Origin of the sequence: Patiriisocius sp. Uisw_017 (genome assembly GCF_047731265.1) — a bacterium.
In the GTDB taxonomy this organism is placed as follows: Bacteria; Bacteroidota; Bacteroidia; order Flavobacteriales; family Flavobacteriaceae; genus Patiriisocius.
In genome coordinates this window covers 1,818,921-1,845,127 of record NZ_CP159835.1, presented here as the reverse complement: position 1 = coordinate 1,845,127, position 26,207 = coordinate 1,818,921, and the positions used below count along the sequence as shown (strand labels likewise).

The window sequence follows — 26,207 nt, the reverse complement described above, 5'->3', positions numbered from 1 at the left end:
TTTATCTCGCGTCACCGAAGTTTTCATTTAGCACAACGTCTGTACCCATATAATCTTGCACTGTTCTGAATCCTATATAACTTCTTGCAGAATCAGCATATTCATAATCACGTGAACTCACTTCTAAGAAGTACGCAATGTCTTTCCAAGAACCCCCGCGCACTACTTTACGCAAGTTTGTATCATCGTTTACATTAGGGTTCATTGTAGAAGTATATTCATAAGAAGCCGGATCGTAAGAACTGTCTACCCACTCTGCTACGTTTCCAGCCATATTATACAAATTGTAGTCATTAGGCTCATAAGATTTTGCCTCTACCGTATACAATGCTTGATCTGCCGCGTAATCTCCACGCAAAGGTTTAAAGTTCGCCAAGAAACAACCACGGTCATTTTTAGTATAAGGACCTCCCCAAGGAAAATCTCCACCTTGTAATCCGCCACGTGCTGCATATTCCCATTCTGCCTCTGCAGGCATTCTAAATGAATTTATATGGTTGCGTTTTCGCTTTTTCTGATATGCATTTTTATATAAAGTCCTCCAAGCACAAAAAGCTTTGGCTTGTTTCCAAGAAACACCTACTACAGGATAATCTCCATAAGCCTCGTGCCAGAAATAGTCATTATGCATTGGCTCATTGTATGAATAATTAAAATCTCTAATCCAAACGGTTGTGTCTGGATAGATATTAATCTCTTCTTTAATAATAAAGTCTTTTCTGTCTTTTGATCTATCACGTGCGGCTTTTCCAATATCCATATAGGTGTACTGGAAATTCAATTTTTGTACATCAATGGTACTTTGACCATTATATGCTTCTTCAGCAGAAATGTACATACTATCCATTACCTCTACATAGTACTCATCTGGATATTCTTGTTGGTCTCTAATTAGATCGATATTCCTGTTTATTTTTCTCCCTGCATAAAAGTCATCACCCATACCATAGTAATTGTCTTCCATATATTGGTCGTATGGTGATTTTTCTTCTTCCGTGTTATCTACAAAAGCAAAATCTCCAATACTCGCTTCACCATCACCAGGCGTCGCGCCTACTTCATCAGCAAGGATAGCAAGTTTCAAACGGATTGTTGAATCACGAACCCACTCCACCATTTGACGGTATTCAGCATTTGTGATTTCTGTTTCATCCATATAAAATGAGCGCACTGTAACTGTTTTTGTAGGAGCATCATTTACCGCTACAAAATCATCTCCAGATTTACCCATTATGAATGCTCCACCAGGGATTAAAGTCATTCCAAAAGGTTTTTCAGGATACCAGTTTTTTCCTTTCGCTCCTACCAGTTCTCCTCTGTCTCCAGAGTTACAACTGTACAAAAAAGCCAACATCGCAGTTAATGCAATTATTTTTTTCATAGGTATTTAGGTTAAATTCAAGAATTAAGGGCGTAAACCTATCCATAATATTCCAGAAAAACAACAATTTAACTGAAAATTCTTGAAGCTAATTATACTTTTTTAATTGTTTAAATCTCGTTCTTTTTTCGGGCTTTTAGCCACCTTTCAGGTAACTCCTGATTTGTTGCACCCAAATACTCGCCATAGGTGCAAGGTAATAACGTACGCCTTTTTAATTTATTATTAAGATTTGAAATAAAAGGCAATTCTATCCACCAACGCCCTGTTTTACTGCTTTTCTTAAATGTTAAAACATCATTATTTACAGGTACTTTATACGTTGTAAAGCTGTTTTCATCGTTAAAAATATCGTCTAAAACTCTAAAATTGACTCCTTCTATGAAATACCAATACAATTGAGCAATTAGCATAGCCCCTGCCTCATTTGCATTAAAATCTAATAATTCAAAAACAGAAAAAGATTTTACTTTATTGCTTATTCCTGCATATCTTGCGATTGCACAAATTTCTCTTCCATTAAATCCATTAGGACTTCCACCTATTCCAGTATCCGCAAATTGTATGGCTCTTGAATCTATAGTGACAATATCTGCATCACGCAATATGGGCTCTACTTCGGTTATATCTTTTGTAACCTCACCCAGCCGTATCGCATCAAAAAACAAAGTATCCATTAAGCCTATTTCTTGGGGCGGATTAAAATAACTTTGATACCCTAGAACACTGTAATTAAATAAATTATAAGGTTTGTCTATGATGATTTTTCCAACATAAGATTTATTTGAAATTGGCGCATCAGCATCACCCAGATCAAATCTATGATCGACGTTTACTAGATTTACCATGTTTCCCAATGAATCATAGGCTCTATATTGGGCGTATAGAGTATCTTGACTTGCTCCAAAAATAAGCGGGATGATTTTCTTTTTTAATAAGGCCGAAGTTACCGTTTGAATTGCAAAATAAGAATCCTCAACAGTGTCTCCTTTTTCTATATCGCCTAAATCAACAATTTTGTGCTTCCAATTTCCTGGATATAAACTGTACAAAGATTTCCTAACGGAGTCAAAGTTTATTTCGGATCCAATAAAATTTACATCTCGTCTATTTTCTTTGCACCCAAAGATAGCAAACTTTACTTCTTTTAAATCTGGAAGCTCATGTTGCTTGGCGTGCAGCAAAATTTGTTTCCCTAAAGTACCTGCAGGCAGCACCTCACGGTGCGCTACTACAATTTTAGATACGGGAGCTAAAAATTCAATCAAATGAAAGTAGGTTTATCAATTAGCAACAATTTATTATTTTTTCTTTGCGGCAGGCTTCTTCTTCTTTGCCGGAGCTTTCTTTTTCTTAGGTGCATTTTTATCTAAAATCTCGATGGCTTGGGCAACCGTCATTTTTTCAGCCTTCGTTGTCTTAGGAAGCTCCACCTTCGTTTTCCCTTTTATTAAATTGAAACGACCCCAACGAGCCTTTTCTAATCGAATGCCTTCTTCTTCCCAATTATGAATTAATTTATCAATCTCTTTTTGTTTCTTAGTTTCGATCAATTCAATAATATCAGCATCAGAAAGATTATCAAAATCATATTTTTTATTGACATTGATAAAAATGTTGTTCCATTTTATAAACGGTCCAAAACGTCCTGTACCTTTTTGAACGGGTAAATCTTCATAATTATAAATAGGCGCATCTGCTTTTTTCTTCTCTTCGATAAGCTCTTTTGCCATCGCCATGTCTACGTCTAAAGGATCGACTCCTTTTGGAACTGAAATAAACTTCTTTCCAAAACGAACATACGGTCCAAATCTACCATTGTTTACCTCAACTTCTTCAGCATCATAAACACCCAAAGATTTAGGAAGTTTAAACAAATCCATAACCTCTTCAAAGGTTACTAAATGCAATTGCTGATCTGGACGCAAACTAGCAAATTTCTTTTCTTCATCATCTGGAGCTCCTATTTGTGCCATAGGCCCATATTTTCCTAATCTCACTAAAACAGTTCTACCACTCACTGGGTCTTCTCCTAAAACACGCTCGCCACTTTCGCGATCTGCATTTTCTTTAACATCTTCAACTGTAGGGTGAAATTTTCCGTAGAAATCCTTCAGCATTACCTTCCAATCTTCTTTTCCCTCAGCAATATCATCAAAATCCTGCTCTACTTTTGCTGTAAAATTAAAATCAAGAACAGAAGAAAAATGAGCTACCAAAAAATCGTTTACAATCATACCTATATCTGTCGGCACCAATTTCCCTTTGTCGCTTCCAATAGTTTCTGTAAGCTGTTTGTCTTTTACTACGTTATTGCCGAGTGTTAATTGTGTATAAACACGCTCTGTTCCATCTATACTTCCCTTTTCGACATAGTTGCGATTAATAATAGTAGAAATTGTTGGCGCATAAGTAGAGGGACGTCCAATACCTAACTCCTCTAATTGCTTCACTAGCGACGCTTCTGTAAAACGATACGGCGGTCTTGTAAATCTTTGAGTTGCCGTAATGTATTGATTTTCTAAATCATCACCCTTTTTAAGATTGGGCAACATTCCATCTTGTTCTTCTTCTTCAAAATCGGTTCCTTCTAAATATACTTTTAAAAACCCATCAAATTTTATCATTTCACCATTTGCAGTGAACTGTTCTTGCACTGGCTTGGTTCCATTCACCGCAATTTTCACATTGGTACGTTCCAATTGTGCATCGCTCATTTGTGAAGCGAGGGTTCTTTTCCAAATCAAATCATACAAACGTGCTTGATCGTGATCTCCAGTAATCCCGTGTCGAGACATCTCGGTAGGCCTAATGGCCTCATGCGCTTCTTGTGCACCTTTCGACTTTCCTTTATAGGTTCGTGGCTTGCTATATTCTGCCCCGTAAGATTTTGTTATTTCTTCTTCAGCTGCGTTACGTGCATCGTTGGAGAGATTCACACTATCGGTACGCATATAGGTTATCAAACCTGCTTCGTACAAACGTTGTGCTATGGTCATCGTTTTCCCTACTGAAAAATAGAGCTTTCTCGAAGCTTCTTGTTGCAATGTTGATGTTGTAAAAGGTGCAGCCGGTGACTTCTTAGCTGGCTTTTTAAGCAAATCTGCGACCTCATATGTGGCTCCAATATTTTGATTTAAGAATGCTTTTGCAGCTGCTTCAGTAGTAAAGTTTTTTCCTATTTTGGCTTTGAATTTATTCCCTTCTATGGTTGTAAATTCTGCATCTACGCGATAACTTGCTACAGGATTAAACGCTTCAATTTCACGTTCCCGCTCAACTATCAATCGCACTGCAACGCTTTGTACACGACCTGCAGAGAGCCCTCCTTTTACTTTTCTCCATAAAACTGGAGATAATTCATACCCTACAAGCCTGTCTAAAATTCTACGAGCCTGTTGTGCATTGACTAGATTGTAGTCTATTTTTCTAGGATTCTCAATAGCCTTTAGAATGGCAGTTTTAGTGATTTCATGAAAAACGATGCGTTTTGTGTTTTCCTCTTTTAAATCTAGTTCTTCCGCCAAGTGCCAAGCTATGGCCTCTCCTTCTCGATCCTCATCACTAGCGAGCCAAACCATTTCTGCTTTTTTCGCTGCCTTCTTTAAATCTCGAACCAATGCTTTTTTATCGCTCGACACAATATAGGTTGGTGAAAAATCACCATCTACATCTACGCCTAGTTCTTTTGAAGGAAGATCCGCAATGTGTCCAAAACTTGACTGTACACTAAAGTCCTTTCCCAAAAATTTTTCAATGGTTTTTGCCTTTGCTGGTGACTCAACTATCACAAGATTTTTTGCCATGTTATAAATCGCTATTTTAAAATCCTTCGAAAGAAAGGAATTTTTATTTTCATTGCAAAAGTATGTGATTTTTTTTAAGCCAAATTCTAATAACAACAATTTAGTTTCAAGGCAGTCGTATTTGTTTGGTATTTTTCTTATTTAAAAAGCATCATTTCCTAAGATAAAAACTTGCTAATGAAATTATTGATTCCAATGTAGCGAGTTTTAATATAAAAGCTATGGAGCAATAGTTTGCCCTTAAAAATCGATTTCTGATGTTGTCATTCTGTCTGCGGAGTTTTCTTCAAAACCAATGGTATCTTTATATATATAATAAGCGGGAATATATGCAAACATCGCCGTAAAGAGCACCCCAATTCCACATGCTATAATTCCAATATTTCCTATAATCCCAGCTAGTAGTATCATCCCAAACACTGGCAACCAATACTTATTACCTAGCTTAAAAGAAGCAGTTAAATTTTCTTTTACTGAAAGATCACTATTAAACGCAAAAATTACTCCAGACATACTTAGTGGCACCGTCACATAAAATAATGGGAACCAGCATAATAAAGCAGCTAGTAAGGCGACCCCCACCGTAGCGAAAGAAAGCACTAATAATTTTTTGAAACTACTCTTTTTCAAATACACAAAATAACCACCAGTTTCAGCTGTACTTCCGGTGTCTGCTTTTTTACATACCTGATAAAAATGAGCCATAAGCGCAATATTAAAAGCTTGCAATACTGCTGCCAAAAGAATAACTAGCAGAAAAAGACCTATCAGAGAGGGTACCATCACAGGATCAAATTCTTGTTGTTCCACAAAACCGCTTTCGCCTCCGGCTATAAAATAGTTAGCACCCATTATAATAAACATCCCAACATAAAAAAAAATAATTACTGGTAATGAAATAACAAAAATAAGTAATAGATGCACAAAACCTTCTACCCATACTTTTTTAAAGAGGCTTATACTTTTACTTAATACATTTCCAAAATCAAAGGATTTAGAGCTTTCTATTCTTTGTAATAATTGCTGATACATAATAAATAGTTGATTTAAAGTTGTTTGGGATAAAAATAACATGATTTTTAAAACAAGATTCATCTAACGAGATTTTTAATTAACAAAAAACAAACCTGACACAATGACAGAAACAGCGTCAATATTCATATATTTGCAAACTAATTGACTTGAAGAGAGTCGTGCTAAAGGCACAGTGAATATGGAAAAAACAATCGACGAAACAAAACAAGGTAATTCTTTACAGCTAGATAATAAACCACAAAACACGCGTAAACTTTTTATCGAAAGTTACGGCTGCGCAATGAATTTTAGCGACAGTGAGGTAGTTGCTTCTATTCTTCAAGAACAAGGTTTTAATACTACCCAGATTTTAGAAGAAGCAGATCTCGTTTTAGTAAACACCTGCTCTATTCGAGACAAAGCCGAGCAAACGGTGCGCAAGCGCTTGGAAAAATACAATGCTGTAAAACGCGATCACAATCCAAAAATGAAAGTCGGAGTTTTGGGCTGCATGGCAGAGCGCCTTAAAGAAAAATTCTTAGACGAAGAAAAAATAGTGGACATGGTGGTAGGACCAGATGCCTATAAAGACCTCCCAAATCTCTTAGCCGAAGTAGAAGCAGGAAATGATGCTGTTAATGTGATCCTTTCAAAAGAAGAAACCTATGCAGATGTATCACCTGTTCGCCTTAATAGCAATGGGATAAATGCATTGGTAAGTATTACTAGAGGTTGTGATAATATGTGCACGTTTTGTGTTGTACCCTTTACAAGAGGACGCGAACGCAGCAGAGACCCTCAAAGCATCCTTAATGAAATAGACCTTCTCGCAATACAAGGGTATAAAGAAATCACATTACTAGGTCAAAATGTAGACAGTTATTTATGGTACGGCGGCGGACTCAAAAAAGACTTTAAAAAGGCTTCAGAAATGGAACAAGCTACGGCAACTTCATTTTCTCAGTTATTAGAAATGGTTGCGGTCGCACAGCCCACAATGCGCGTTCGGTTTTCAACTTCCAATCCACAGGATATGACGGAAGATGTTTTCCACGTGATGACAAAACATAAAAACATTTGCAATCATATTCATTTACCTGTACAAAGCGGAAGCGATCGTATTTTAAAAGAAATGAATCGCCAACATACGGCAGCAGAATATCTAAAACTCGTGGACAAGATTTGGGAAATATTACCAGATTGTAGTATCTCACAAGATATGATCGTAGGATTTCCTAGTGAAACCGAAGAAGACCACCAGGCAACATTGGACTTAATGGAAAAAGTAAAATATGCCTTTGGATATATGTATAAATATTCTGAAAGACCAGGAACGATGGCAGCTCGAAAATTTGAAGATGACATCCCAGAAGCAACAAAAAAACGAAGACTTACTGAAATTGTTGATGCCCAAAGAAAACACAGTGCCTTTAGAACGAAACAATTTTTAGGGAAAACCACTCAAGTTTTAATCGAACGTGAATCAAAAAAGAATGTTGACGAGTGGAGTGGCCGCAATCAGCAAAGCATCGTAGTAGTCTTTCCAAAGGGAGATAATAAACCCGGTGACTTAGTGAATGTAAAGATTACAAATTGTACTAGCGCTACGTTAATTGGGATTTCGACTCCGTCCAATGCGCATGAGTCATAGTCGCGTGTTTCCCTTCAATAACTCGAAGGGCTTGGAAACAAAAATTAAAAAAACTTTAGCAAACTTTAGGCACTTTTAACTTATAACTATAAAAAATTTGGAATCAGTACAAGCAACAAAACAACGATTTGGCATTATAGGGAACGATCCTAAACTCAACCGTGCTATAGAGAAAGCTATTCAAGTAGCAGCTACTGACATTTCGGTATTGGTTACTGGGGAAAGCGGTGTTGGAAAAGAAAACATCCCTAAGATCATTCACGCACTTTCACATCGCAAACATGGTAAATACATTGCCGTAAACTGTGGTGCAATTCCTGAAGGAACTATAGACAGCGAACTCTTTGGTCATGAAAAAGGATCATTTACAGGAGCCACTGCAACCCGAAACGGTTATTTTGAAGTTGCCGACAGTGGAACCATTTTTCTTGATGAAGTAGGAGAATTACCACTCCCTACGCAGGTTAGATTATTAAGAGTCTTAGAAAACGGAGAATTCTTAAAAGTAGGGTCTTCAAAAATACAAAAGACCGATGTTCGCATCGTAGCAGCCACTAATGTAAAAATGGTGGAGGCTATCGAAAAAGGAAAATTTAGAGAAGATCTTTATTATAGATTAAGTACGATAGATATTAATCTTCCACCCCTTAGGGAACGCGCTGAAGACATTCATTTATTGTTTAGAAAATTTGCTGCAGATTTTGCCCAAAAATATAAAATGCCCACGGTACGATTAGATGATAGCGCCGTGCAATTATTACTAAATTATAGATGGAGTGGAAACATTCGCCAATTGCGAAATGTGGCGGAACAGATTTCGGTATTAGAACAACAACGTGAAATTGGCGCCAATAAACTGCGTCAATATTTACCCAATATGAGCAGTAATTTACCCGCCGTAATTAAATCAAAAAAGCAGGAAGGAGATTTTAGCAATGAGCGCGAAATTTTATATAAAGTATTGTTTGATATGCAGCGTGATGTCAACGATTTAAAAAAGCTTACGTTGGAATTAATGAAGAATGGCAACGCTAGCAAAGTGCAAGAGGAAAACAGCTCTTTAATTAAAAAGATCTACAATGACGATCAAAATCATGAAGAACAACTCGCGGCTATAGTTGAAGATGATTTTAATGAAGAATCACACTCCATTGAAGTAATGGACTTGCGGCATAAGGATGCTGAAACAAAAAAAGGAAACTACGACTTTGTCGAAGAGGTTGAAGAAGAAGAAAGTTTATCTTTACACGATAAAGAGTTAGAGCTCATTAAAAAGTCGCTAGAAAAATACGACGGCAAAAGAAAAGATGCAGCCGACGAATTAGGTATTTCTGAAAGAACGCTATATCGCAAGATTAAGCAATACAATCTATAAACAAATATATTTTTCAATTGAAAAAATTTTTAATAATACTCGTGTTCTCGCTTGCTTTTCAAAGCTGCGGTATCTATTCCTTTACAGGAGCCGACATTGATTACAGCAAAACCAAAACATTTCAGGTCAATTATTTTCAAAATAATGCACAAATTATAGAACCTGGAATTGCGCGAGAATTTACCCAAGATTTACAAGAAATTTTATTGAATCAAACAAGTCTAGACTTGGTAACAAACAACGGTGATTTAACTTACGAAGGTGAAATAATAGAATATTACATCGCTCCAATTACAGCAACTGCGCAAAACACAGCGGCAGAGAACAGGCTTACAATTACGGTTAACGTTCGGTTTTTCAATAAAAATGACGAAGAAAAAGGGTTTGAACAACGTTTCTCATTTTATAGAGATTTCCCAGGACAACAAATACCTACAGGATCTGCTTTGGATGATATTTTAGAAGAAATTTTTGAGCGCATAACACAAGATATTTTTAACAAGTCACTTGCAAACTGGTAATATTGTGAACAAAAGCGAATACATAACACTATTGGCGAGTTCGCAGCAAATTGATTCTGATAATATTTCAGGACTGGCTGCGCTAGTTGATGCGCACCCCTATTTTCAAAGTGCGCGTGCTCTTTGGTTAAAAGGATTAAAAAGTAAAGGAAGCTTTAGATACAACGACGTGCTAAAAGTTACCGCCGCTCATACTGCCAACAGAGATGTTTTATTTCAGTACATAACTTCTGAAACGTTTGCCCAAAATGAAATATCGCGTCAAGTTTTAAAGCACAATCTGGCCACCAATGAGATGGAGGTAATCATTGCCGAGGACGTTTCAGAAAGAGTTAGTGTCGCCCTAAATAAAGAAATGAAAGCCGAATTAAAAAAGGCCGAAGCCATTCTAGACCCTGCTCTTTTTGAAAAGAAAGCTGCAGAAGTTCAGCAAATATTAGACAGCGCAACTATTGATTTAAGATCAGGGGATTCTAAAGAAAATAAGACTCGTAAAAATGACACTTCGACGGCACTCAGCAACCAAAGAAGGCACACAAAACGAAACATTGAACTAGATCAACCTTTAGAATTTAAACAAAAAGACATGCATTCTTTCTCTGAGTGGTTAAAATTATCGCAGGCGAAGCCAATTGAAAGAGAAAAAATAGTAAGAGACAAAACACCTGAAAAGAAAAAAGAGGTGCGCCTTTCAAGGCTTGAACGTATTGATAGTTTCATTGCCAAACCAATAAAACTAAAACCTCCTGCAAAAAACACCCCTCAAAAAAACCTTGCGGAACCCTTTACAAAGTCCTCAGACTCCTTAATGACCGAGACTTTAGCGCGGGTTTATATTCAGCAAAAAAACTATAAAAAGGCCATTCAAGCATATAAAATTTTAATTTTGAGAAATCCCGAAAAAAGTGGTTTCTTTGCAGACCAAATTCGAGCCGTAAAAAAGCTAATTAAAGAATAAAACTATGAGTACGTTTACTATATTTCTAGTCCTGATTATTTTCGTAGCATTTTTGCTAGTGGTTGTTATAATGGTTCAAAACCCTAAAGGTGGTGGATTATCTTCTTCTTTTGGTGGCGGTGGCACACAACAATTAGGTGGTGTTCAAAAAACAACAGATTTCTTAGACAAGTCCACTTGGACTTTAGGAGGTCTTTTATTAGCACTAATTTTACTTTCAAGTATTCCTTTAGTGGGAAGCATTGAATCAACACAATCTTCCATTGAAAATAGCGAGGTTATAGAAAATGTAATTCCAACTCAAACTGATACACCTGCAGCTGGAGACGCTGGCGCTGTAGATCCAGAGATATAGAGATATAGAGATATAATAACATATTATATAAAATGCCGATTCATAAATGAGTTGGCATTTTTTTTGTTTGCAATTAAATGACTTGAGCAGCGTTCTTTTAGCATGAATACCCTCAAAAAAATCACTTCCATTTTCCTAGTTTTTGCTTTATTCACTAATTGTTACAGCCATAGAAAAATCGAGAATAATCCATCTAAAATGGTTGGAAATAATAAATATCACATAGATTTAAAAAATGGAAATCAAATGACCGCAATAGTGGATTCGGTTTCTACTAACACTGTATTACAACAAAAAAAAGAAAATCGCCTTAAACACTATCAAAGGAATAGAAGAGGGCACTTATTCTAAAGTAAAACTGCTGACTTAGTCTTGGTTACTTTAGGAGCTGCTTTAACGGCTTTACTTGTAATCACTATTGCAAATTTTTCAATTAACTTCGGAAATTAATCATAAGAAAATCCTCTCTTTATATTCGACTTTTTTTATGAACAGCTAGATCTGTTATTAGGTTTAAGTTGAAAAAATAATATTCACTATATATCAAAATGCCAGCTTGTCACAAAGCTGGCATTTTTTGTTTGTTTAAGTTTAAAAATGTCAGTTTAAGAGAGGTGGCATACTTTCTGCCATTGGGCAGTAGAAGAATGAAAACTATGTTCATTCGGTTCCGTCTTGCGACGGAATAACTATTAACTCAAACACTATATTATGGCATTAAAAATTCAACCACTTTCAGACAGAGTCTTAGTGGAACCTCAAGCAGCCGAAACTAAAACTGCTTCTGGATTATACATTCCAGATAGCGCAAAAGAAAAGCCCCAACAAGGTAAAGTAGCAGCTATAGGTAAAGGAAAAGAAGATCATAAAATGACAGTAAAAGTTGGCGATACTGTACTTTACGGAAAGTACGCCGGTACGGAACTAAAATTAGACGGCAAAGATTATTTGATTATGCGTGAAGATGATATATTCGCAATTGTTTAAATTGTCTTTAGGCTTTAGGCTTTAGGCAAAATAAAATATAATTTTGTGAGATTTTAGAAATTATAAGGTTTGGAAATTGAGCCACTTTTTGGTTTAGAAAGCTTATAACAAGACCTAAGGTTTTTCTAAAGAAGAATTGTTCGGTATTACTTCACAGCTTAAAAAAGCAGTGGTATCAGTTCCTACCAATACTACTGAAGGATAAGGTCGTGATGGCGATGCAGAGCTTAATAGGTTCTTAACAATCGCTCAAGATTCAGTGAATGAAGCTGAATATTTGTTTCTTCTCTCACGTGATTTAAATTTTATATCACAGGAAGACTACAATAATTTAAACGATGAGATAAATATCATCTAGCAAAAAAATTATTCATTAAAGAAAAATTAATTTAATTAAACTAGGCAAAATCTATAGACGAAAGTGTAAGGCTTAACCCCTATAGTCATCAGCCTTTATCAAAACATATATTATGGCAAAACAAATAAAATTTGATTTAGAAGCACGTGACGGTATAAAACGCGGTGTTGATGCATTGGCGAATGCAGTAAAAGTAACCTTGGGACCTAAAGGTCGTAATGTAATTATTAGTAAATCTTTTGGAGCACCACAAGTAACTAAAGATGGTGTTACCGTAGCGAAAGAGATTGAATTGGAAGACCCACTTGAAAACATGGGGGCTCAAATGGTAAAAGAGGTAGCAAGTAAAACCAACGACTTAGCTGGTGATGGTACTACAACTGCAACCGTTTTAGCACAAGCCATCGTAAAAGAAGGTCTAAAAAATGTAGCCGCTGGAGCAAATCCAATGGATTTGAAAAGAGGTATTGACAAAGCTGTGGAAGCAATCGTTAAAGACCTTGAAAAGCAATCCATTAAAGTAGGTAATGACAGTGCAAAAATTAAACAAGTCGCCTCTATTTCGGCTAACAACGATGACCAAATAGGTGATTTGATCGCTAAGGCTTTTGGTAAAGTTGGAAAAGAAGGAGTAATAACTGTAGAAGAAGCTAAAGGAACAGATACCTATGTAGATGTTGTAGAAGGAATGCAGTTTGATCGTGGATTTCTTTCTCCATATTTTGTTACCAACAGCGAAAAAATGACGATCGAGTTAGAGAATCCTATGATTCTTTTATGTGATAAGAAAATCTCCTCAATGAAGGATTTAATGCCTGTTCTAGAGCCATTAGTTCAGCAAGGAAAATCTTTGTTAATCATTGCAGAAGATGTTGATGGCGAAGCATTGGCAACACTAGTAGTAAACAAATTGAGAGGTTCATTAAAGATAGCAGCCGTAAAAGCTCCTGGTTTTGGTGATCGAAGAAAAGCCATGCTTGAAGACATCGCTATTTTAACTGGCGGTACTGTAATTAGCGAGGAAAGAGGGTTTACCTTAGAGAATGCCACCCTAGATATGTTAGGAACTGCAGAAAATGTTTCTATTGACAAAGACAACACTACCATTATAAATGGTGCCGGTGATAAAGGGAATATCAAAACACGTGTAGGTCAAATAAAATCTCAAATTGAAACTACTACAAGCGATTATGATAAAGAAAAATTGCAAGAGCGTCTGGCTAAATTAGCTGGTGGAGTCGCCGTATTGTACGTAGGTGCTGCGAGTGAAGTAGAGATGAAAGAAAAGAAAGACCGAGTAGATGATGCATTACACGCAACACGCGCTGCAGTTGAAGAAGGCATTGTTGCTGGAGGTGGCGTTGCATTTGTTCGTGCTAAAAATGTTTTGAGCAAGGTTACAACCGAAAATGTTGATGAAGCGACTGGAGTGCAGATAGTAGCCCGTGCTATTGAAGCACCACTTCGTACCATTGTAGAAAATGCAGGTGGCGAAGGTAGTGTTGTGATTAGTAAAGTAGCAGAAGGAAATAAAAACTTTGGATACGACGCTAAATCTGAAACATATGTTGATATGATCAAAGCAGGTATTATAGATCCTAAGAAAGTTACTCGTATTGCGTTAGAAAATGCAGCATCAGTTGCTGGAATGATCTTAACTACGGAATGTGCATTAATAGACATCAAAGAAGAAACCTCAGGTATGCCACCAATGGGCGGCGGGATGCCAGGAATGATGTAAGCTAAAAACTAGCTGCTGTACTCTTTAAAAATCTGTTAAATTTTGTTGTATCTCTAATGATACCTCAAAATTTAACAGATTTTTTTTATAAGATTAGTACTTCAATACTTCTATTTAAAACATAAATACCTTTTTTACAGGTGAATACTAAATACCACGAAGCTGAAAATTCCTTTAACAATGGTACCGAGGCATTACATTTTAAAAGACCAAATGCTACCACCAAAAGAATTTCTGTAGTGACACCAGACGAAGTAATACCAAGAGAAAATGAAGGAATAAAAATTCATTTTACACCAACAATAGCGAGCGATTACAAAGAAAAAATTTACATTGAGACAAATTCTCAACAACAACCCGTTATCCTTAATTTTATAGACTCAGTGAACATACAGTATATTACCATTTCCCTATATAACCTAGGATCCTAATTTTTTAGCGTCTTTTTCATATAACAATATCAAAATTCGTTTTTTTTAAATAAAATAAGAATCTTTTATAAGCATATTACAAGTAACTTTATGCTTTTAAAAAATTAACAATTCAATTATAGAACACATGTTAAAAGCAGTACTTTTCGATATGGATGGCGTAATAGTGGACACAGAACCGCTGCATCGCAAAGCATATTTTATGATGTTTAGTGATATGAATATTGCAGTTACAGAAGAAATGTATACCGGTTTTACTGGACAAGCGACCTTAAATATCTGTAAAGAATTGGTAGATTGCTTTCACCTTTCTGAAAAACCAGAAACACTTGTAGCCATAAAGCGAAAGCATTTCAAATATTTATTTGACAATGATGGCTCCTTACAATTATTAGACGGCGTTTTAAATCTTATCAAAGACTACCATACTAATGGGCTTACATTGGTGCTAGCCTCTTCAGCATCTATGCCTAACATTAACCGAATCTTTGAACGCTTTGATCTCGATCAATATTTTGTCGCAAAACTAAGTGGTGCCGATCTAAAAAAAAGCAAACCACATCCAGAAATTTTTATCAAAGCTGCTGAAGCTTCAGGACATCCTAGAGAGAACTGCATCGTAATTGAGGATTCAAGCAACGGAATAAAAGCGGCAAATGATGCTGGTATTTTTGTAATAGGCTATGATAGTGAGCACTCAACAGATCAAGATTATAGCAATGCCAATGTAGTCGTTTCTTCTTTTGAAGAAATAGGGTTTGAGTTGGTAAAAAACAAGCTTGTTTAGTCATCTTAAATACAATAAACAAACTGAATCAAGCATTAAACCACAAAGACTAAACCCCAAAATAAGCCACTACAATCAAGCGCTATTCGAGTTCTATCACGGTACTTTCCAACACCCATTTCCCATTTTGCTCACTACTGTGCGTAATCGTAATTTTTTTAGGCCCAGTCTTTTTAATAATGTCTATTAATCTTAAATTTTTATGAACGTTTGTATTAATCACAACGGGCGGAGTAAGTAAGGTACTGTTTGTAGCGTCAAAAATGTAAAGGCTTTTGGTATTAGGTTTAATATTCCAAAAACCAATCTCATCTGCACCGTCGCCATTAAGATCTTTTAAGTTTTCTAGTTGTGATTGATAGGCTCCTTCTACGGCAATCGCCTCTAGACTTGGAGCGCTAAAGTTAATTACACTGGTGCATTTGCCTTTGCACATATTGTAAGTATCGGTCTTTTCATTTTTTTCTGTTTCAGACAACAATACTGGGCTATCTACAAATACATAATCTGAAAGCCCATCACCATTGAAGTCGCCAAAGAGTTGCCGGTTTCTTGATTTTGCTCTGTTTATTTCTCGGTACTTAGGGAAAATTGCAGCGTCTTGACTTTTGACATCCTCGGAGACCCCTTCTCGTACAATTTTATAATCTCCATTTTTTAATATTAAAGAAAGATACGATTCATAAACTCCTTCTATGCCGCTGTACTGTACTCGTTTCTTAAAAACAACCAAATACAAACCTGCTTCTCTAGTAATGGTAAGTTGTCCATTAACGATTTGTTGTTGATAGTCTGGAAATTGCTCAAATAACGTTAGTTTATCTTGTTGCACCTCTCTTTTGGTTTGTTCTTTTCCGTAGTATTCTACTACATCCATATAGTCACGCAACAGGAATGACGCTTTTAGTTGTGAGTGGTTCTCGTTCCATTGTTTTACAAATGTACTCACCTCCTCTTCACCTTTTGGATCTATCTCATTACAACTAGAGAATACAACAAAAAATAGACAAGTGATTAGAGGTAATAATTTCATATAAAAATATTTTAATCTTAATAGTAACAAATTTAAAGATACTGCAATTAAAGGTTTGATTACAGCAAAAAGAAAGCTTTTAGCCCGTAGTTCAAGCAAATTATAGACTCAGAAACTTATTTTTTAAACTCACAACAATATCGTCTATAACCAAATCGTCCTTCGAGAACTTTAATTGCCCCTCTAGAATATGATTTTAATACTTAAGAAAGGTCTTTTCGATTTTAGAATTTTTATAAATCAATATTTATTAGGAGCTTTTTATTCAGTACGCAAAAAAAAAGAGATGCGTTTAAAAAACACATCTCTTTTACTTTTATCTAAAAAAATTTAAAATTTAAGCTTTAGCCTTAGTTTGCTGTAGTGCTAGGTTATAAATCACCAAACCAAAACCAATTTTATTGATTGCATCGGCAATGTTATAAAATATATCAACACTTAATCCTCCAAAGATTCCTTCATACCAACCTGGAGTTCCGGCCATATAACCGATAGGGTAAATTGCCCATCCTACCAGGACAAACCAACATAAAATCTTGTGCGCCTGTAGTATAGAACCACCAGCAGCTTTCGCTAACTTTGCAGCACTTCCTAACCAAATTTCGTACACAATTACGAAATAAGCAATACCAGAAACTAATCCCCAAATTTGAGCATTTGTAGGATCTATTGCTTCCCCTACGTATCCTGTAACAAGCATCACGACAGAAAGAAAAATTAACTTCCATAAAAGTGATTTTTTTGCACCCGCAACTTTAAGTATGAGGTAAAACTCAACACACATTAAAGGTACTGTTAAAATCCAATCTACGTACCTGAAAAAAGTAGGGGACTCCATATTAACAGCCCAATAGTCCCTCATGTACCAATAGTGTACAGCAGCAATAAAGGTAATTAATCCTGAAACCAAAACGGAAGTTTTCCATTTTCTATCAAAATCATTCATTGTGAAAAAGAAGAAGGCGGCAGCAGCCATCATTGCCATTGCTCCAATAAAAAAAGTGAAGCCTACGTAATCGTCTGGAGCCAACTTAGGCACCAACATTGTAATCGCGGTAATTTTGTCCATGGTTATATTTGTTTTTTTTGTTCACGTAAAATTACAAAAGGTTAAACGATAAAGTTGTTAAATATTTACAAATTTTTAACTATTTTTCCAAAAAAAAATTAATGTATACGAAAATCGCAATAATTGCAACCTTTTTTAGTCTATGGCTCTCAGGATACCTTCAAAGTCCTAACCAAGAATATGCTGCTTTCATCCTTATTTTTTCCTTAGGAATCCTTCACGGCAGTAACGATATAAAACTTCTTTCAAAAGTTGATACATCCGCGAATACCTTCAAATTAGTTCTTTACATTATCGTATATATTGCTGTTGTATTGATAGCAGGTCTCCTCTTTTATTATATCCCGACTATCGCACTAATACTATTTGTTATTTTTAGCGCTTTCCATTTTGGCGAACAACATTGGAATAACATTGAAGGGATTGGAATAAACTTTAACAGAATACTTTTTCTTAGTTATGGGCTTTCTGTGTTGTTTCTATTGTTTGTATGCAATCCAGAACCTACAATTAAAATTATTTTTGAATTGTGCAGTATCCAATTCAACAGTGATTGGTTCGTATGGCTTCTTGCAGCAAGTGTAATCTGCTGGGGTTTATATGCCGGTATTTTAGTTTACAAAAAAAAACTATCTCTTGACCGATTACTTTTTGAAATCTTTCTTCTTTTTGTGCTTGCACTTGTCTTTAAGACTGCAACATTAATTTGGGCTTTTGCCATTTATTTTATTTACTGGCATAGCATACCGTCTATGCTAGAGCAAATAAACTTTTTATACAATGAAGTTTCTATTAAAAGCTTTTTAAAATATCTAAAGTCATCATTTTTGCTATGGCTGATATCTATAAGTTCTCTCTTCCTTACTTTTTTCCTATTGCAGAATGAAGCCTATTTATATCCTTTAGTATTTGCTTTTCTTGGCTCAATCACTTTTGCCCATTCTTTTATAATTTCGTGGATGTTTAGCTTAAAAAAGTGATTTTTTGTGAGGTTTGCACTAACTTTTAAGTTGCCAGATCCTTACATTCATTTCTTCAAGACAATAGCGTCCTATTCTATCTGATAAATTAACGACAGTGTTAATCTTATGCAAAAGAGATTAGAAGTGTTTAGCATATTATTAAGTTTGTTGGACATTTTTAATTTATTACTCTCATTATGAAATCGTTTTTAAGCACCCTACTACTAATTTGTTTTGTCCTTATAAATTTTGAATCTACTCAAGCACAGGATTTTCAAGGTCAAGCATATTATTTTTCAAAAACTAATATGGATCTGAGCCGTTTTAATAGAGGTGGTCAAATGAGTGAAGCACAAAAAAAACAAATGGAAGCCAGAATGAAACCTTGGCTAGAACGCACCTATATTCTTACTTTTAATAAAGTGGAGTCAATGTTTAGAGAGGACGAAAAACTGGAAGGTGGACCTGGAGGAAGAGCACCAAGTGTATGGGGAAGTAGTTTCTCTCCTGGGCCACAATATAAAAATGTCAAAGAAAAAGTGTTCTTGCAAGATCAAGAATTCTTCGGAAAACAATTTTTAATTAGAGAAGAAATGACGCCTTTTTCCTGGAAAATGGGCTCAGAAACTAAACAAATAGGACAATATACCTGCTTTAAAGCGACCGCAATGAGGCCGTCATCTGAGCTAAGCTTTACACGTACCAATAGAAAAGATGACAAAGAAAAAAAAGAAGACAAAAAAGAAGACATAGCAACTACCGATAAAAAAACTACAGAGAGCGAAGTAAAAAAGGACCGTAAAAAAGGAGACTTGACAACTACAGATGAAAAGTCTTCAGAGGAAGAAGAGATGGTAGAAATTACAGCTTGGTATACACTCACGATTCCTATAAGTCAAGGCCCTACGGAATACTGGGGTCTGCCTGGATTAATTCTTGAGGTAAGTGCTGGAAACGTTACCATGCTATGCAGTAAAATAGTAATGAATCCTGAAGAGAAAGTTGAAATCAAACGCCCAACGAAAGGACAGGTCGTGACAAAAAAAGAATACAACGAGATTATTTCTGGCAAAATGCAGGAAATGAGAGATAATAGAGGAAGAGGAAACGGAAGAGGTTTTTAATACACTTCTCAAAATATTCATAGCTAACACACCCAATGAAAAACATTTTTATACTCACACTTATTTTAGTGGCAGGTACTACTTTTTCACAAGTTAAATTACAAGGAGTTGTTAGAGACAGTGTTGGATCACCTCTAGAGCTCGCTAATGTTATCGCAATTAATAAGGAAACCAGCGGCTTAGAAGCCTATTCAGTAACTGGGGCCGATGGTTCGTTTACGCTTGCACTTACTAAAAATCAAACTTACAACATGCAAGTAAGTTACATAGGGATGAAAACCTTAGAGGAAGAACTTTCCACTCAAAATGATGGAATTAGTAAGGACTATAATCTCAAGGCTGACAACAGCCTTGAAACAGTAGAATTGAGCTATGAGATGCCAGTTACCGTAAGAGGTGACACTCTAATTTACAATGCAGATTCTTTTAAAAATGGTTCTGAACGTAAACTCGAAGATGTATTAAAAAACCTTCCAGGGGTAGAGATAAATGAAGATGGACAAATAGAAGTAGAAGGGAAAGTTGTTACCAAACTTATGGTTAACGGAAAAGACTTCTTTGATGGAGACACAAAACTAGCCTCTAAAAACATACCGTCTAATGCGGTGGATAAAATTCAAGTACTTCGTAATTATTCAGAAGTAGGTCAATTGAGTGGTGTGACCAACAATCAAGATAATGTAGCCATAAACATTAAATTAAAAGAAGGAAAGGAAAATTTCTGGTTTGGAAATGTTACTGCCGGTGCTGGTGTAGCAAGAGAAGATGGATTGTACATAGTGCAACCTAAATTGTTCTACTACAGTCCCAAGTTCAGTCTTAATTTTATAGGAGACTTAAACAATACAGGTGAATCTTCCCTAACCAGACGAGACATTAGAAGTTTTGGTGGAGGTTTAAGGCTTCCCAGCAGATCTAGTGGAACAAATATTAATTTAGGTGATAATTCGCTTAATTTTTTAACGAATCAGAACAATGCACTTGAAATCAAAACCCAACTAGGTGCTGCCAACTTTAGTTATTCTCCAAACGAATCACTAGACATTACCGGATTTGCGATTCTTAATAGCAGTCGTATTAGGTCAAGAGAGACAAGCTTTGTTCAATATACAGACACCGATCTTGGTATTCCGGATGAAACTACCGAGCAAACTAGTTCAGAACTATCCAACCAAGGTTTACTAAAGCTAAGCGCTTCTTACAAACCTAATTTTAACAATCAAGTAGATTATGATGTACTTGCGCGTGTTTCAAAAGATGAACAAACACAAGTTCAATTTTCCTCTGTAGTGGGCGCAACAAAACAAGTGGATGAAGTTTCTCCCTTTAGCATCAATCAAAATTTTAATTACTATTACACACTCAATGAGACCAATATATTTGCTTTTGAAGCGCAATATTTAATAAAAGATGAGGACCCTTTTTATAATGCATTGCTCGGAAACGATCCAACTAATAATGATTTAGAACCTGAAGAACAAGATGCATTTGACAATACTGCCTCGGCACTGGGTTTAAATCAATCTTTTAATAATTACAATTTAGGGCAGGACCGACGTATAAAATCGAATCAACTAGATGCTAAATTAGATTACTATAATATCCTTAATAACAAAAGCAATATCAACATAACCTTAGGTACTATTCTTAGCCAGCAACGTTTTAATTCAAATATATTCCAGTTTTTAGAAGATGGAGAATTTTTCAATCCTACCCCAACATTTAATGACGGTAGGGCCACGAACGATACGGAGTATAATTTTAGTGATCTTTATGTTGGAGTCCACTATCAATTCAAAGCAGGTATTTTTACGGTAACCCCAGGTTTTTCTGCTCATGCCTATGGGAACAAAAACGTTCAATTTGGTCAAGAATATAATGATAATTTCTTCAGAATATTACCAGATTTTGAAACACGTATCCAGCTAAAGAAAAGTGAAAGTTTGACCTTTAATTACAATATGCAAAATCAATTTACCGATGTAACTCGATTGGCAGAGGGTATTGTATTAAATAGTTTCAATGACATTCAATTTGGAAATCCTGAACTACAAAATGCCTTATCGCACAACCTAAGCTTGTTTTACAGAAGTTTTAACCTCTTTAATTACACCAATGTTTTTGGTCGGGTTGCCTACTCAAAAAACATCGATCAGATTCGTGGATTGACTAATTTCGAGAATGTAATTAGAACGAGTACTTTTTTCAATTCAAATTTTGCCGATGAGACATTTACTGCTTTTGGACGCGTAGAACGTGGCTTTGGAAAAGTAAGAGCTAGTTTAAATATAAATTTAAACTATAGCAAAATCAACCAGTTTATTCAAGGAATACGTTCTGTTAACGAAGCTTTCACACAGAGTTATACCCCAGGAATTCGCACTACCTTTAAAGAAGCTCCTAACGTTACTCTGCGTTATAGACTTTCGGTAAGTGACAATGACCAAGGCTCGACCAGCACCCGCTTTATCACCAATGCACCTTCAGTTGAATTTGATGCATATATCAAAAAAGCATTTACGTTTAGAACAGACTTTACCTACAATCGATTGAGTGATGAAGAAGGGGAGATTAATTCATTTCAAACTTGGAACGCGTCGCTATCATATCGAAAAGATAAAGATGCTCGGTTTGAATATGAACTTAGAGCTACTAATATTTTAGATATCGATTCGCAAATACAAAATAGTGCCAATAATATTTCGGTATTTACTTCAGAAACATTTATTCAACCTCGTTTTGTAACGCTAAGGTTGTTGTATTCGATTTAATACATTTGGAAAAATGAAGACAGTACTTATCGTTGTTATATCTCTATTTTTAATTTTTGTGATCGCTCAATTTTTTATTCATAGAAGCAGCACTAGCATAGAAATGTATCCATATGCATTGATAGAGACTGTTGGAGATATTGAAATTAGAAATTATGAGGCTCGTTTATTTACCTCTGTTCCTATTGTTGATAGATCTTATAAGGAAGCTTCAAGCGGCGGTTTTTCAAAATTGGGAGCTTATATTTTTGGAGCAAATGAAAGTAATGAGAAAATTGCGATGACTTCTCCGGTATCGATGAAATTAGGAGATGACTCTTCTATGCAATTTATGGTTCCTAAAACTCTTAAAAAAGACGAGCTTCCTGTCCCTATTCAATCAGATATTACCTTTATAGAAGAGCCATCAAAAACGATGGCAATACGCTCTTTTGGCGGATGGGCGAACGACCGAAAAATCGAAGACAACAAGCAACAATTAATCAAAACGTTAAAAGAAAAAGAAATTCCCTTTAGCGACAAGTTCTACTTGTTTGGTTATAACCCGCCCTATGATTTCTTTTTTAGAAGAAATGAAGTAGCTGTGGAATTGGTAAAGTAAGATTTCCACATAAAAATCATCTCCTAATTCTCGAAGAGATTCACCCTCTGTTTCTTTGCCCCTAAACTTGATTAAGAGTCCAACATAAGCTTGATCTCCTTTCGATAATTTAAGGCAGTTTTACCTGTAATCGATTTAAACTGTTTGTTGAAATGGGAAAAATTATTAAACCCAGAAGCAAAACAAATATCAGCAATGTTCATTTGACTTTCGGTTAAAATCTTGGTTGCATGCGCTATGCGATATTCATTAACAACTTGAACAAATGTCTTACCAGTTGCTTTTTTAAAATAACGGCAAAATGACGTAACGGTCATACTAGACTCAGAAGCTATTTCTTCAAGACTAATAGATTTTTGAAAATTGTTATTTATGTATTTATAAATGACATCAATCTTCAAACTATCTTTATAGGTAATTTCGAAAGCGAAACCATCAACATTCAATAATGTATAGTCGGTTGTAGATGCTAAATCATTCAAAATTTCTAAAAATAAAATCATACGCATAAAACCTTCCAAATTAACGAGGTCTTCTATTTTAGAACCAATCTTTTCCTTTATTTCCATTCCAAACAAGACTCCCTTTTTAGCTTGAATAAGCATCGCAGCGATCGCATTCATTTCAGGCATTTCGAGATGTGCGTTTCCCAAAAAATCTGATCTAAATTGTACTATAGTTTCTCTTCCCTCAGAAGTAAAACGATCTGTGAAACCGCTATGAGGTAGGTTTGACCCAATAAGGATTAGTTGACTATTATTAAAATAAGACAAGTGATTGCCTATGTGCCTTTTCCCCCGCCCCTTATTAACATATACTAGCTCAATCTCTGGATGAAAATGCCAACTAGCAACACCAACTTTTTTGCTTTCGGTATGTTGCTTCACAAAAAAAGAACTTCCAAAATCTGGACTAATTTTTTCTAATAACGGTTGTTTTTTCATAACAACTTTTTTAGTAAAATTACAATATTAAAAACACATATACTATGCAATATTATCTATTTTATAGTTTATTTTACCCTGTTATAGCATTTAACTCCTAAAATATGATAAAATAGCATACAAACTGGATTAGATAGTTGTTTTTAAACCAAGGCATCCATTCTACCTTTGTATTTTAAATGATTGAATTCGTGATAGCGTCTTAGGAAAAACACAAGAACGTGTTCTACAGAAAAGAACAGAATTAACCATTAAAACTCAATAATAAAAACCCGAATAAACCACCATAGAAGTACTTAATAGTAATGGATTTTATGAGGTGTTATTGGTAGTCTGGAGGTTTAAGTAATTAATGAACAAGTAAAAATAGTAGAAGACTCTTTAAAGAAGCAAGACGAATATCGATTAGAAAATGTCATATGGTTGGAGATTTAAAAAAAATTAAATTAAAAAACAAAGCCGAAATTTATATAAAATAAGGGTGTGACTTGATAGGCGAATGTATTGATTGCGGAAGAGTTTCTTTTTATAAAAGGAACATAAGTTAGTTTTACACACAACGAGAAATAAGCATTGTATTGAAAAGAAAAAATAAGCCAATGGTATGAAAGTAAGACCTCAAACACAGTAGTGAAAAAGCTAAACCAATTATTGGAATACAAGGTAATTAATAACCTAACAGCCTGCCCATTTATTCTAGGCGTTTTAAAAAGCGAAAACTATGGAAGTCATTAATTATTTTGATATCGTATACGAAGCTTCAGAAGAAAAGTATAGATTATTTGAAATAGGAGAATTAAAAGAAACGATTAATATTATCCAAAACGAGTGCGGAAGTTGCAAAAAATGGTTGACAAAACAATGCCCAAGAGAAAGCCAAACACATAAGGTTTCTTGCAGTGAGAATAAATGTGAAAAATATATTATGACCAACTGGACATCTAGCTTTATAAACACTAAAAAAGCCAAGATTCAAGAACTATCAAAGTCTTGTATTAATAATAGCGTTATATTTTAACTATGATGAAGACAGCAATCGTTTTTATAATTATATTCTCCGTCAGAGGTTTGAGTATTCTTCTACAAAGCACAGATTATATAAGTTGAATAAAGTTGAAAGTCATTGATTAATTTTAACCTCTGATAGTAAAAAAATTACAAATAAATTTAACTCTTAGAGCTCTAAAAAATCTCAGAGAAACTTTTTGAAAGTGGATTAAACGTTATGGTTTACTAAATTTTCTGTTCAAGGCCAGTCTTATGATTGGTCTTTTTTTATTTATAGTAAAAACTGGTTTTTGATAATAGCCACTATTTACACCCAATGACACCTTGTTATTGGATTAGTGTGAGGACTATCAAAACAGCAGCGTTCCTAATTTTAAAAAGGCTGTTAAACTTTTCTAAACAGGTAAAAACCGATTGATATTTAACTTGTTGTTTTTCAACAACTTAATCTACTGTATTAGGTGCTCTTATAGTCTTTATAATAATTACTTATGCAAATATTTTACCGATATTAAGTATCTTTAATTTAAAAAAAAAGGCTATGAAAAATTTAGTTTATTTGTCAGCATTGTTATTGTTAACAACAAGCTGCGCAGTAGTAAGACCTGGAGAAGCAGGCATCAGACAAAAATTAGGAAAATTAGATACAGAAGTGACCACGCAAGGGACGGTATTTTATAACCCCTTTACTACCCGTGTGCTTAAAGAGTCTATCCAAACTAACAATTTACTGTTATCATTGGTTTTGCCTAGTAAGGAAGGCCTAAGTGTTGATTCAGAAATTTCTATCTTGTTTCGTCTTGAAACTAGTAAACTACCCACTATTTTAGAAAATATTGGCCCAAACTATAGGGACATTATAAAAAGTGTATTCCGTTCTGCAGCATCTGATGTCTGCTCAGAATTTTTCGCAAAAGACATGCATTCTGGAAAACGGGCAGATATTGAGAAAGCCATACAGAAAAAAATAGCTCTAACTCTTGCCCCACAAGGCATAATTATAGAGGCTGTCTTAATGAAAAGCATACAATTGCCACTTGGATTATCCAGATCTATAGAACAAAAACTACAAGCTGAACAAGATGCCATGCGTATGGAGTTTACGTTACAAGAAGAACGCCTAGAAGCAGAACGTAAAATTATAGACGCAGAAGGCACGCGAGATGCTCAAAAAATACTTTCTGAAGGATTAACTCCTGACATCATAAAACTTAAAAGTATTGAAGCCTTTATAGAATTATCTAAGTCTCCAAACAGTAAAGTAATTATTACCGATGGCAAAACGCCTTATTTGATTGGCGGAGAAAATTAAACATTATTTAAGTTTTTT

At 35.2% G+C, this 26,207-nt stretch carries 22 protein-coding genes and 1 pseudogene; 16 read left to right on the top strand and 7 right to left on the bottom strand.

Annotated features, from left to right (window positions below; translation table 11 throughout):
- Position 1: 1 nt before the first annotated feature.
- The 4 genes from gldK to ABXT67_RS08420 all read right to left on the bottom strand — a co-directional run bounded on the left by gldK (position 2) and on the right by ABXT67_RS08420 (position 6,282).
- A complete protein-coding gene (gene gldK, locus ABXT67_RS08435) occupies positions 2–1,381 on the bottom strand; it encodes a gliding motility lipoprotein GldK (RefSeq protein WP_415376837.1) in 1,380 nt (459 codons plus the stop codon).
- Positions 1,382–1,491: 110 nt separating this feature from the next.
- Positions 1,492–2,649: a formimidoylglutamase gene (locus ABXT67_RS08430; RefSeq protein ID WP_415376836.1), complete on the bottom strand. Its 1,158-nt coding sequence runs from the start codon at positions 2,647–2,649 to the stop codon at positions 1,492–1,494.
- Between the two features lie 33 nt (positions 2,650–2,682).
- Complete coding sequence (topA, locus tag ABXT67_RS08425) at positions 2,683–5,187, bottom strand: type I DNA topoisomerase (protein WP_415376835.1); 2,505 nt, start codon at positions 5,185–5,187, stop codon at positions 2,683–2,685.
- A gap of 240 nt (positions 5,188–5,427) precedes the next feature.
- The gene (locus tag ABXT67_RS08420; RefSeq protein WP_415376834.1) at positions 5,428–6,282 is read right to left on the bottom strand and encodes a hypothetical protein; all 855 of its coding nucleotides are present in this window, start codon (positions 6,280–6,282) and stop codon (positions 5,428–5,430) included.
- Between the two features lie 118 nt (positions 6,283–6,400).
- Between ABXT67_RS08420 and miaB the strand changes: the two genes are divergently transcribed.
- The 10 genes and pseudogenes from miaB (at position 6,401) to ABXT67_RS08370 (ending at position 15,365) form a co-directional block, all read left to right on the top strand.
- A complete protein-coding gene (gene miaB / locus ABXT67_RS08415) occupies positions 6,401–7,852 on the top strand; it encodes a tRNA (N6-isopentenyl adenosine(37)-C2)-methylthiotransferase MiaB (RefSeq protein ID WP_415376833.1) in 1,452 nt (483 codons plus the stop codon).
- 97 nt (positions 7,853–7,949) lie between these two features.
- Positions 7,950–9,227 carry a sigma-54 interaction domain-containing protein gene (locus tag ABXT67_RS08410; protein ID WP_415376832.1) on the top strand — a complete coding sequence of 426 codons (1,278 nt, stop codon included), beginning with the start codon at positions 7,950–7,952 and terminating at the stop codon, positions 9,225–9,227.
- A gap of 17 nt (positions 9,228–9,244) precedes the next feature.
- Complete coding sequence (locus ABXT67_RS08405) at positions 9,245–9,748, top strand: LptE family protein (RefSeq protein ID WP_415376831.1); 504 nt, start codon at positions 9,245–9,247, stop codon at positions 9,746–9,748.
- A 4-nt stretch (positions 9,749–9,752) separates the two neighbouring features.
- Entirely contained in the window at positions 9,753–10,706 is a 954-nt protein-coding gene (locus ABXT67_RS08400; protein ID WP_415376830.1) for a hypothetical protein, read from the top strand.
- Positions 10,707–10,710: 4 nt separating this feature from the next.
- The gene (gene secG, locus ABXT67_RS08395) at positions 10,711–11,061 is read left to right on the top strand and encodes a preprotein translocase subunit SecG (RefSeq protein WP_415376829.1); all 351 of its coding nucleotides are present in this window, start codon (positions 10,711–10,713) and stop codon (positions 11,059–11,061) included.
- Positions 11,062–11,772: 711 nt separating this feature from the next.
- Entirely contained in the window at positions 11,773–12,048 is a 276-nt protein-coding gene (locus ABXT67_RS08390) for a co-chaperone GroES (protein WP_415376828.1), read from the top strand.
- Between the two features lie 133 nt (positions 12,049–12,181).
- Positions 12,182–12,406, top strand: a pseudogene (locus tag ABXT67_RS08385) (four helix bundle protein); the annotation flags it as partial.
- Positions 12,407–12,518: 112 nt separating this feature from the next.
- Positions 12,519–14,147, top strand: a complete 1,629-nt coding sequence (gene groL / locus ABXT67_RS08380) for a chaperonin GroEL (protein ID WP_415376827.1) — start codon at positions 12,519–12,521, stop codon at positions 14,145–14,147.
- Positions 14,148–14,287: 140 nt separating this feature from the next.
- Entirely contained in the window at positions 14,288–14,578 is a 291-nt protein-coding gene (locus ABXT67_RS08375; protein ID WP_415376826.1) for a hypothetical protein, read from the top strand.
- 127 nt (positions 14,579–14,705) lie between these two features.
- On the top strand, positions 14,706–15,365 hold the full coding sequence (locus tag ABXT67_RS08370) for an HAD family hydrolase (RefSeq protein WP_415376825.1): 660 nt from the start codon (positions 14,706–14,708) through the stop codon (positions 15,363–15,365).
- An 82-nt stretch (positions 15,366–15,447) separates the two neighbouring features.
- Here ABXT67_RS08370 and ABXT67_RS08365 read toward each other — a convergent pair whose 3' ends face one another.
- Both ABXT67_RS08365 and ABXT67_RS08360 read right to left on the bottom strand, forming a co-directional pair.
- The gene (locus ABXT67_RS08365) at positions 15,448–16,398 is read right to left on the bottom strand and encodes a hypothetical protein (protein WP_415376824.1); all 951 of its coding nucleotides are present in this window, start codon (positions 16,396–16,398) and stop codon (positions 15,448–15,450) included.
- 337 nt (positions 16,399–16,735) lie between these two features.
- Positions 16,736–17,467 carry a bacteriorhodopsin gene (locus tag ABXT67_RS08360; RefSeq protein WP_415376823.1) on the bottom strand — a complete coding sequence of 244 codons (732 nt, stop codon included), beginning with the start codon at positions 17,465–17,467 and terminating at the stop codon, positions 16,736–16,738.
- 101 nt (positions 17,468–17,568) lie between these two features.
- Here ABXT67_RS08360 and ABXT67_RS08355 point away from each other — a divergent pair, with 101 nt between their 5' ends.
- The 4 genes from ABXT67_RS08355 to ABXT67_RS08340 all read left to right on the top strand — a co-directional run bounded on the left by ABXT67_RS08355 (position 17,569) and on the right by ABXT67_RS08340 (position 22,925).
- Entirely contained in the window at positions 17,569–18,447 is an 879-nt protein-coding gene (locus tag ABXT67_RS08355) for a Brp/Blh family beta-carotene 15,15'-dioxygenase (RefSeq protein WP_415376821.1), read from the top strand.
- Positions 18,448–18,626: 179 nt separating this feature from the next.
- Positions 18,627–19,553, top strand: coding sequence for a GLPGLI family protein (locus tag ABXT67_RS08350; RefSeq protein WP_415376819.1), 927 nt, complete (start codon positions 18,627–18,629; stop codon positions 19,551–19,553).
- Between the two features lie 35 nt (positions 19,554–19,588).
- Positions 19,589–22,324, top strand: a complete 2,736-nt coding sequence (locus tag ABXT67_RS08345) for a carboxypeptidase regulatory-like domain-containing protein (protein ID WP_415376818.1) — start codon at positions 19,589–19,591, stop codon at positions 22,322–22,324.
- Positions 22,325–22,337: 13 nt separating this feature from the next.
- Positions 22,338–22,925 (top strand): SOUL family heme-binding protein, encoded by a 588-nt coding sequence (locus ABXT67_RS08340; RefSeq protein ID WP_415376817.1) that lies wholly within the window; start codon positions 22,338–22,340, stop codon positions 22,923–22,925.
- 71 nt (positions 22,926–22,996) lie between these two features.
- Here the strand turns inward: ABXT67_RS08340 and ABXT67_RS08335 are convergent, their stop codons facing one another.
- Positions 22,997–23,869 carry a helix-turn-helix domain-containing protein gene (locus ABXT67_RS08335; protein ID WP_415376816.1) on the bottom strand — a complete coding sequence of 291 codons (873 nt, stop codon included), beginning with the start codon at positions 23,867–23,869 and terminating at the stop codon, positions 22,997–22,999.
- Between the two features lie 721 nt (positions 23,870–24,590).
- On the opposite strand from ABXT67_RS08335, the gene ABXT67_RS08330 reads away from it, so the two are divergent.
- Together ABXT67_RS08330 and ABXT67_RS08325 are read left to right on the top strand one after the other, a co-directional pair.
- On the top strand, positions 24,591–24,887 hold the full coding sequence (locus tag ABXT67_RS08330; RefSeq protein ID WP_415376815.1) for a hypothetical protein: 297 nt from the start codon (positions 24,591–24,593) through the stop codon (positions 24,885–24,887).
- A 531-nt stretch (positions 24,888–25,418) separates the two neighbouring features.
- Entirely contained in the window at positions 25,419–26,189 is a 771-nt protein-coding gene (locus tag ABXT67_RS08325; RefSeq protein WP_415376814.1) for a prohibitin family protein, read from the top strand.
- Positions 26,190–26,207 lie beyond the last annotated feature (18 nt).